At 58.4% G+C, this 8245-nt stretch carries 6 protein-coding genes and 2 pseudogenes; 5 read left to right on the top strand and 3 right to left on the bottom strand.

Translation table 11 applies throughout. From position 1 onward, the window contains the following. On the top strand, window positions 1-285 hold a 285-nt coding region (locus K359_RS0145515; RefSeq protein ID WP_029084972.1), incomplete at its 5' end, for a transposase domain-containing protein. A 1119-nt stretch (window positions 286-1404) separates the two neighbouring features. Here K359_RS0145515 and K359_RS60320 read toward each other — a convergent pair. Together K359_RS60320 and K359_RS65360 are read right to left on the bottom strand one after the other, a co-directional pair. Continuing rightward, on the bottom strand, window positions 1405-1590 hold the full coding sequence (locus tag K359_RS60320; protein ID WP_175612359.1) for a hypothetical protein: 186 nt from the start codon (window positions 1588-1590) through the stop codon (window positions 1405-1407). A 343-nt stretch (window positions 1591-1933) separates the two neighbouring features. Next, window positions 1934-2261, bottom strand: a pseudogene (locus K359_RS65360) (cbb3-type cytochrome c oxidase subunit I); the annotation flags it as partial. A gap of 4 nt (window positions 2262-2265) precedes the next feature. Here K359_RS65360 and K359_RS66550 point away from each other — a divergent pair. From K359_RS66550 to K359_RS65355, 4 genes and pseudogenes are all read left to right on the top strand, one after another. Next, window positions 2266-2410 (top strand): annotated as a pseudogene (locus K359_RS66550) (transcription termination factor Rho); the annotation flags it as partial. Between the two features lie 1903 nt (window positions 2411-4313). Next, window positions 4314-4541 carry a hypothetical protein gene (locus K359_RS0145495; RefSeq protein ID WP_334261873.1) on the top strand — a complete coding sequence of 76 codons (228 nt, stop codon included), beginning with the start codon at window positions 4314-4316 and terminating at the stop codon, window positions 4539-4541. Window positions 4542-5263: 722 nt separating this feature from the next. Beyond that, window positions 5264-5869, top strand: coding sequence for a response regulator FixJ (gene fixJ, locus K359_RS0145485; protein WP_029084970.1), 606 nt, complete (start codon window positions 5264-5266; stop codon window positions 5867-5869). 543 nt (window positions 5870-6412) lie between these two features. Further along, window positions 6413-6739 (top strand): hypothetical protein, encoded by a 327-nt coding sequence (locus tag K359_RS65355; RefSeq protein WP_245284928.1) that lies wholly within the window; start codon window positions 6413-6415, stop codon window positions 6737-6739. Between the two features lie 315 nt (window positions 6740-7054). Here K359_RS65355 and K359_RS0145475 read toward each other — a convergent pair whose 3' ends face one another. Further along, window positions 7055-8152 (bottom strand): ISAs1 family transposase, encoded by a 1098-nt coding sequence (locus K359_RS0145475; RefSeq protein ID WP_029084968.1) that lies wholly within the window; start codon window positions 8150-8152, stop codon window positions 7055-7057. Window positions 8153-8245: the final 93 nt, after the last annotated feature.

Here is an 8245-nt window from a genome sequence, read left to right as displayed (position 1 = left end):
CGCTTCATCGATGACGGGCGGATCTGCCTGACAAACAATGCGGCGGAGCGCGCGCTGCGCGGTTTTGCTCTCGGCCGCAAGTCCTGGCTATTCGCCGGCTCGGAACGCGGCGCTGACCGCGCCGCCATCATGGCGACGCTGATCATGACGGCAAAGCTCAACGACATCGACCCGCAAGCCTGGCTGGCGGACGTCTTGGCCCGCATCGCCAGCACCCCGCAAGGTCGGCTCAATGAGCTGCTGCCTTGGGAATGGAAGAACAGCCCCGTCCAGTCTGCGGCCTGATCGGGCGACCGCACCGCGCGATCATGCCGCGGCCCTCACCGGACGGTTACGAAGGCGCGCAGGTAATGACGGGTTCAGGACGTAGCCGGACCGCCGCCAGCTATCAAGCTAACAGAGCGCCTTTTTTATTGCTGCTGACCGCACCGTATAATTTTGCAGCTCAAGCTAACAAACAGGCTCGGCAGCTGCCCCTTGCGCGTAAACTTTAATCTATCGATATCTTCAAGGTACGAACCTCAGGGTTGCTTTCTTTTGACCAGAGCTGTGAGTCCAGGGCAACCGAGTCGCGTCCAACTTTTCGATCGTCTATTCTCGCGCTATAACGCACAGCCGACGGAGCCGATCGCAGTGACTCAGAGCAAGGTGCCGAGTTAAGCCTGACCGTGTCGAGCAATTTCGCCGGCGCCTCCGCATACATCTCAATGCCTGCCAGGATCAGAAGAAAGCTGGATGTCGTCCGCTGCGGGTTTTAATCAGACGCGGGCCACGACGCGTCGCTCAAGAACCTTTTCACCAAAGATGACGAGACACTGAACCCCTTCGCCGCAGAGACGGGCCATCCGGCAGTACCAAAGCACTCATTCCTCTACTCTGATCATCCATCCTGGTAGCTTACAAAACCCGTTGGCTGCGTGTGCCGATCTGAAGCCTACTTCCCATCTATGACAAGGCCCAGGAGCACAACGCATTCGCGTCTCGTCCCGGCGGTCGGCCTCGAGGCAAGCCATCGTTGGTGTCTTGAACGAGAGGTTTTCCTGCGATCAGACGGCTGAGATCCTCGGCTCATCACAGTTGATGGCTAAACGGGCCTGCGCGAGAATACATCGACAGGCAGATCAGACTGTCGCCGCGCCGCGCCAGAACTCTGCAAGCTGTATCTCCCTGCGTTCACCGGATTTGACGCCTCACTACCGCTCGTAATCGCCCCCCTGCGGTGGAGAGTCATCCAGACCGACAAATTCTCCGCGTGTGGACGGCAGCTTTGCACCGAATGTACCAGAATTGGGATTGGTAGATCATCCACAGCAATCTGTAAGGCGAATTGCGACCAACTCCAGTGGCCATAAAGGGCGGCCCACAAGCCGCCCTATTGTGCAACTTAGCGCGCTGCTTAGTAAGCTATCGCTGATGCCCGAGCCCGATTCCGAGATTGAGGGCCTTTTGGCGTAGCGCACCGACGCTGCGTTTGGTCATTTTTGATATTTTTATGACCGGAGTCCGAGCCTTCGAATGAACCTTGAGCTCTTTGATATCCGCCTTGGTCCACTCGCGCCGCTTAACGCGTTTCTTGCTTGCTTTTTTCACGACTAATGCTCCTTTTGAGAGGGCGGCTTGTAACATAGTTTTTCGGGACGACGATGTTAAAAACGAGGCAGTCGCAGGAACTCGCGCCATCATGCAACGTCGGTCATAAGCTATGGAGAACGATGAGCAACCAAATGGCGATGAGCCTGAATAAATCGGGCAGATTCGTTATTTGTGTTAAGCTCGCGGATGATCGAGTTCTTCTCAAGGATCTTTTCTCGTTCCAGAGAGACATGCGATGACCTATTCCGCGACGCGGAGCGGGTCAGAGTTCTGGATTTAGCTCATCTAAAGAATGGTCGGCATGATGAGCGCACTGTCGGGAACATTGCGCCGCCGGTACACGGATGATGAAGATGGGATTCATGGCCTCGACGCAGTCGAGGAACGAGTATTCGAGGAAACCAAGCGAAGTGTAGGCGCGCCACATTAGGCCCTATGGGATGCCGAACACCCACGTGCGGCGATGGGGACACGATCCCCATCTTGCCGATCGAGAAGTGCCTGTTGAGAGCTTGAGGCTATACAGCTGACGATTCCAAAGTCAGGCAATCAGACAATAGAGGCACCGAACGACACGAAGCCGACTTGCCCAACGCTCCGGAGTGCACATAGCTCACCGTCCGATCGGTGCAGTTACGGAGCGAATTGACAACCTTAATTGCCATCAGAGCCAGACTGTTGCTAATGCAGAACATCGCGTTCTTCCATCACCGCCAATCATCCTGACTGCTATCTGATGGTGCTTCCGATCGACGAGCGCCCGGAAGAAGTCCCGGATATGCAGCGATCGGTGAAGGGCGAGGCGGTGTCGTCGACCTGATGTGGCCTGCCGTGAAAGCCGACCGAGACCATCAGCATGCGGAGCACCGGTCCGTGCGGCGATTGTCTTACGCGCGCGAGAGAGCCGGCTGTTGATCATGGCGGTCCGCCGCAGATGTACAAGATCAGCGCGCAAATTGGATCTCGGGAGAAGATAGGAGACCGGGCGCCGAGCTCTCCATCGAAATAAAGTAGTGCATGATCGAAACGAAACAAGCGCTCAGGAAGAACCCGACGGCGTTGTGGCCGTACCACCACTGAATCAGGGCACCCTGCATGCGCAGGCGATGTAGGATTTGGAGACGAACCGTTATACCGCCGGCCGTTCATAGTAGCGATTGAGATGACAGCTCCAGCGGCTAGATTGCCGGCGGAAGCCAGCAATGCGTGGATTCAATGCGGGATCGCGCCCCCTAGCTCAGGTGAAAACGCAACATAAGCAGAAGCAGCGAATACCGACACCAGGCCTGCTTCGCCCATTGTCGTGGAGTTCAGGCAGGGGTGGGTTTATCATGTCGTGGTTTTTTGGGAACTTACATTTCCGGTTGGAACGATTGAGCGCGGTCAATCGCGAAAGCGCCGGGGGACGCTCTCGATCTCGCGACCAAGCGCGCGCAGGGTTTGTTCGTTAGGGCAGTCGTCCGGGAGACCTGTATACTTCTCCTTTCCGGCGTCGGCGGCGCAGCGGGCCTTAGCCCGACACAGGCCGCACACCCGCTGCAGATCGCGCATTACGTCACCATGACGAGCGGCAAGCGCATTCTCGGAAAAACCGAGGCGCTTGCTTAAGAGTTCAGGAGAACCCGGACTTTGAGCCATCCTGCGAAAGGCGGACGTGGACAGACTAAGCTCACGCGCGATCGCATCGATGTCGTGAGAGCTCAAGTAAGCTAGCTCAGATGACCGAGACAGGCTTGCTCGTAACCGCCTAAGCAGATTTCTGAACCGCCAAGGACGACCGATATGTGCAGATTGGCTCACCGTGTGTCACATCCCTCGAAAGAGCCTTAGCTGATGGCGGCCCATGGGATTTGACATGCATCGGGGCCGAGCAAATCGCTCCAATCAACCAAGCCGATACAATGTTGCTGCAGGGACGCTGTGCTCCTCGCACCGGGCTCACCGCTGGCGATTCTCGACGTGCATCGGCTTTTTTGACCTGCATCAATACTGCGGCGGCGGCTTAGCGATAGAAAAGACGTTCCGGTCAAGGTCAGAGACAAGGCAGACAGAAGGACTTGGCGGCCCATCATCTTTTCGTGTTCAAATACCGGCGACCGGGTTCAAGGACTGCTGCCGGACGACGCCTCCGAGCTAGGCGCCGACGACCTGCCCCAATAACCTGCGCTGCTTGTGATGGCGCCCACTTCGTCGACCGGCGGACCGGCGCAATGATTGGGGCCGAGCGCAGCTAGATCGATCGGCATGGCATCAAGCGAAGCCGGGGGCGTCACATTTTCGCTTGGACACGCCCGCCAGGCTCGCAAGGACGCGTTGAGGCCATCCATCTCACGCTCGCCCACTTGGGATAGGAGTCTTATCACCAATGAAGGATGTTCGACATGAAAGACCACGGGAACACTTGTGGCGCCGCTGGCACGACTTCGCAGGCAGCAGTTCAGTCTGATTTCTGCAAGACAGCGGCCGATACTAGCCGGCATTGTCTTGAGCAGGGCGGGATCTTCTCGATCGTAGCCGGGAAGCTGTATCGGAGCGTTAATCCTCGTAATTCAGTTAGCGAGCGGATCATGTCCCATCACGGGTTCAACGAACTATGACTTATAGGACCTGGACGGCAACCGAAGCGATCGAGATCACGCGCCGCTCGGCCAATATTTGGCTCAACCTGTTCCCGCACCGACCAAGCGAACTGATCCATACTGTTCAGAAGGTTGCCCCAATTGTCTATTCGCGGCGATAAACACCATACAGCATCTACTGACAAGATGACGTGGGAACGGATCGAAGCGGCGCCCTTTGATCGGGATCTGGAGATTGCCGTGATTGAGGGTAATACCATTCACCGGCTGGTGTTTCCTTGCCGCCGGATCTTCGGCGGCTGGATTAAGACCAAGACCGGAGAACACGTCGCTGTGCGACCCACACACTGGCGCATCTGGTCGAAATAGCGGGCCATCCAGCACTTAGATGCCGTGAATGCTACGCTTCCACTCAGTGGCCCTCTCGCAGGCGATGTAGAGCGAATCGAATGAGTGTGCTTGGCGCGAAATATGCCGACCGCATCCGGTATCGCTATGGCACGGAGGGACCGCGGCTGCATGGGTTTAATCTGAACTCGTGCACGTCTCGCGGCCGACCACCATGGGTGAGATGGCATCGGCCATCGCCCATGAAATCAACCAGCCAGTCTCCGCCACTACAAACTACCTGCTCGGGCCGGCATCAGACAAGCCAGACGTCAATCGCGTTGGTAACGCGCTCGAACACGCCGCCCGACAGGCCTCCTCGCGCCGACGATATCGCCAGGCGCTCACGTGAATTCGCGGCCAATGGCGAGCGGCAGGACTTAGTGGAGAATGCGCCAGGATGCGCTGAACCTGATGGGAACGGCAATCGAGACGATGGCTTCCCTACTGGTGCTGAAAATTGACCGTCGGGGCTACCAAGACGGCCTGGCCAGGTTTACTCGTGCTGGTAGCGGCCCCAGCATTAGCCCCGACCGCCTGTTTCAACCCCTTGTCACGAGTTAAGAGCATCGTATGGGGGTTGGACTATCAATCGGATGGGCGATCATCGAATCCCATGGCGGCCACATCCTCGCAGAAACGAATCCGGGCGGGAGTGCGATCTTTCAGTTCACCCCGCCATTTGCGGAGGTTGGTGAAGACGCATGATTATGCGGCGCATTCTTGTGATCGATGATGACGCCGCGATGCGGGATTCGCTCGCGCTTCTGCTTGAGGTAAAAGGCTTTTGCGTAGCAGCCTATGAGAGGGCGAACCAGTGCCTCGATGAGGTCGCTAGCGGCCCTGTCGACTGTATTATCTCAGACATCCGCATGCCCGGCATGAGTGGCCTCGAACTGCTGCGCAAACTCAAGGCCGATCGTGTCGGCTATCCTGTCGTCCTGATAACTGGGCATGGCGACGTATCGCTTGCAGTCGAAGCGATGAAGGCGGGTGCGGCCGATTTTATCGGGAAGCCGTTCGAGGATGAGGTGCTATTGCGTTCCGTCCATAGTGCGTTGGACGCGCGGCCGATCAAGCCAATCGGTGACGCAGCAAAACTGCAGGCGGACGCCCGCCTCGCAGATCTCTCGGCGCGCGAACGTGACGTCCTGCACGGACTATTAGCCGGCAGAATCAACAAGGTGATCGCCCGGGATCTTGGCATCAGCCCCCGGACAGTCGAGGTTTACCGCGCTAACCTCATGGCCAAGACCGATGCCCGCAGCATTGCCGAGTTGATGCGGATCGCCATCGTCTCAGGGCTCTAGCAGTATCGCAAACGGCGCGAAATGGCTTTTTCAGGCTGCGCGCACCGGATGGTGCACAGTAGTTTCGGAGGCAAGGCTTCGAACCGGGCTCAGAAAGACGCCTTCGGCACGCACTGGCGGACAGGTTGACCGCGCCGAACGAGTCGTGCATCACCTCAGTTGCTTGCTTGTCATCCTGGTATTCAGCACCTGTTTTGCCGCGACTAACAATGTCGATCAGGTGATGGCTAAGAACGGCATCCGCAATCTTTTGCTCGATCACCCTTCCTGGTCTCGGCAGCATAATCGCTGTGCATGAATGATGCAATTGCGCGGCTGGCATCACCGACGGACCACATGCCATGCTGGCTTTTCTCTAGTTGACACCGGGCCATTGCGCGACAGCTACACGTCCAGTTTAATCGTGCCTAACCAAATCAGCGACTGCGTATGAAGCAGATCAATTAAACGGCCCGGATTGTGCTTCGACAACCAGCATGTCCTTCACGCCAGAGAGCGGCAATGTTCAGGAATATATTGGTCCGTCTTCCTACGGAGCTACCGGTGCGGGCTGCGGTAGATGGTTCGATTTCCTTCGCATTGAGCACGGGCGCGCATCTTGATGTTGTCGCGATCGGGTACGAAAGGACCATTGCTCCGCTCGTTGCGCTCGGCGGGGCGACCGTCACTTCGGTCTTTGAGGTCGAACAGGAGCGTGCATTGGAGCGAGCCAAAGCGGCACTCTATGTCTTTGATCTGCAGGCAAGAAACACCGGTATCTCCTACGTGAGCCGCGCGCTGAGTGCGGTTCCGGCCGACGCGCCGGATCATCTGCGCGAGCGCGCGAGTCCACGATATGAGCATCGTCACGCAACCTCAGGGCGGCTATGACAGCTACGATAACGTTATTCCCAAGCGAATGCTTTTCCAAGCCGGCGGACCCGCTCTGTACCTGCATGCATCTTCCACGGCCCGTTTTCGGCCAGGCGAATCGGGATTTGCTGGGACGGCAGCCGTCGCGCGGCCCGCGCGTTGCACGACGCGATGCCGCTGCTGCGCGAAGCTGACGTCCTCACCATTGTCGCGATCGCCGCTCCAAACAGGCTTCCGGCGGAAAGTTCTAAGGAGCATTTGGGGCAGTACCTTGCAAAGTCAGGCCTTGCTGCAAAGGTCGTTTCACTCCCGGCATCCCGGTCAGCGGCAGGGCTATCGCATATGGCTAAGAACCTGCATGAGAAAGGCCTCGTCCCAGCCTGCGCGTCTGATCTTGAGGTTGATGGACTTGCGATCGGGGTGGGCTCGCAGGATGTTGAGGGCAAGGCGTCGGAGAATGGCGAGATTCTCCGGTGCGTGGTCCTTGCGGGAGCGGTTGCGATCCTCGGCAAAATGGACGTCGAGCACCCAATGCAGCCGGTTCTCAACGGCCCCGTGACTGCGGGTGACGTCAAGCAGCCGCTTGGCAGAGATATATCTGGACAGCAGATAGTAACGTACGACCGGCGGATCGGCGCGCTGGTCACGCAGGCGCCGGCGCGAGGTGACGCGGCCCACGGCCGCCACGCCGGGGAAGCGTTCAGCCAGGGTCGTGTTGCGCATGACGGTCGCACGTCGCGCCTCGCTGCGATCATGGGCCGGGCGGTCGGTCTGCTGGACGGTGCTGCGCTGCCCCGATCGCGCAAACTGCTGCGTCACCGCCTTGAACAAGAGGCCACGGTTCGCCTTGATCGTCAGAACATAATGTCCGCCCCGATCAAGCACCGCTGCAGCAAATCCGCGGTGGCAATGCAGGGCATCGGCGGTCACAGTGCAGTCTTCAAGGGAGAGAAGATCCAGCACCTCCAAGGCGCCCGCCGTCTCGTTGCGCCCCGGCGCTTTTTGTTGCGCCAGAGCCATGCGTGCTTCGACTGCGAAGACGTTGACCAGATGCAGTGGCGTTGCCCGTCCGCCGCGTTCATAGGCACGCCGCAGAGCTTTGCCATCGACCGCAATCACGCCGGTAAGCTTGAGCCCATTGGCCTTGGCAAACGCCGCCATGAAGCGGCGGAAGGCGAACTCAAAGGCCTGCGGCTTGAGCAGACGGAACACCCGACTGAACGTATCGTGGCTGGGGATGCCGTGCTCCAGCTTCAGGAAGAGGCGCAACAAGCCTTCCTTGGACTGTCCAAACTCCTCCATCTCCCCGCAGCTGCCGGCTCCGCACAGAACCGCCGCCAGCGCGATGAACAGAACTTCCAGCAGTTCGTGGCTCGCATTGCCTGCGCGCGGGTCCGGCAAGCGCCCAAACGCCCTTCTGAACTTCCGCATCCGACTCCCTCCAGAATCCGGGAGTCGTCTTCAGAATCCTTCTTGCCTTCCAACGCAATAGCTAGCCAAAACCCATATGCGATTCCCCTGCGG

Origin of the sequence: Bradyrhizobium sp. th-b2 (genome assembly GCF_000426785.1) — a bacterium.
In the GTDB taxonomy this organism is placed as follows: Bacteria; Pseudomonadota; Alphaproteobacteria; order Rhizobiales; family Xanthobacteraceae; genus Bradyrhizobium; species Bradyrhizobium septentrionale.
This window is presented reverse-complemented; position numbering and strand designations above follow the sequence as displayed.

Bases quoted from the DNA above. Each gene is read 5' to 3' on its own strand.
- fixJ (WP_029084970.1), top strand. From the start codon at position 5,264: ATGATTATGCGGCGCATTCTTGTGATCGATGATGACGCCGCGATGCGG.
- K359_RS0145475 (WP_029084968.1), bottom strand. From the start codon at position 8,152: ATGCGGAAGTTCAGAAGGGCGTTTGGGCGCTTGCCGGACCCGCGCGCA.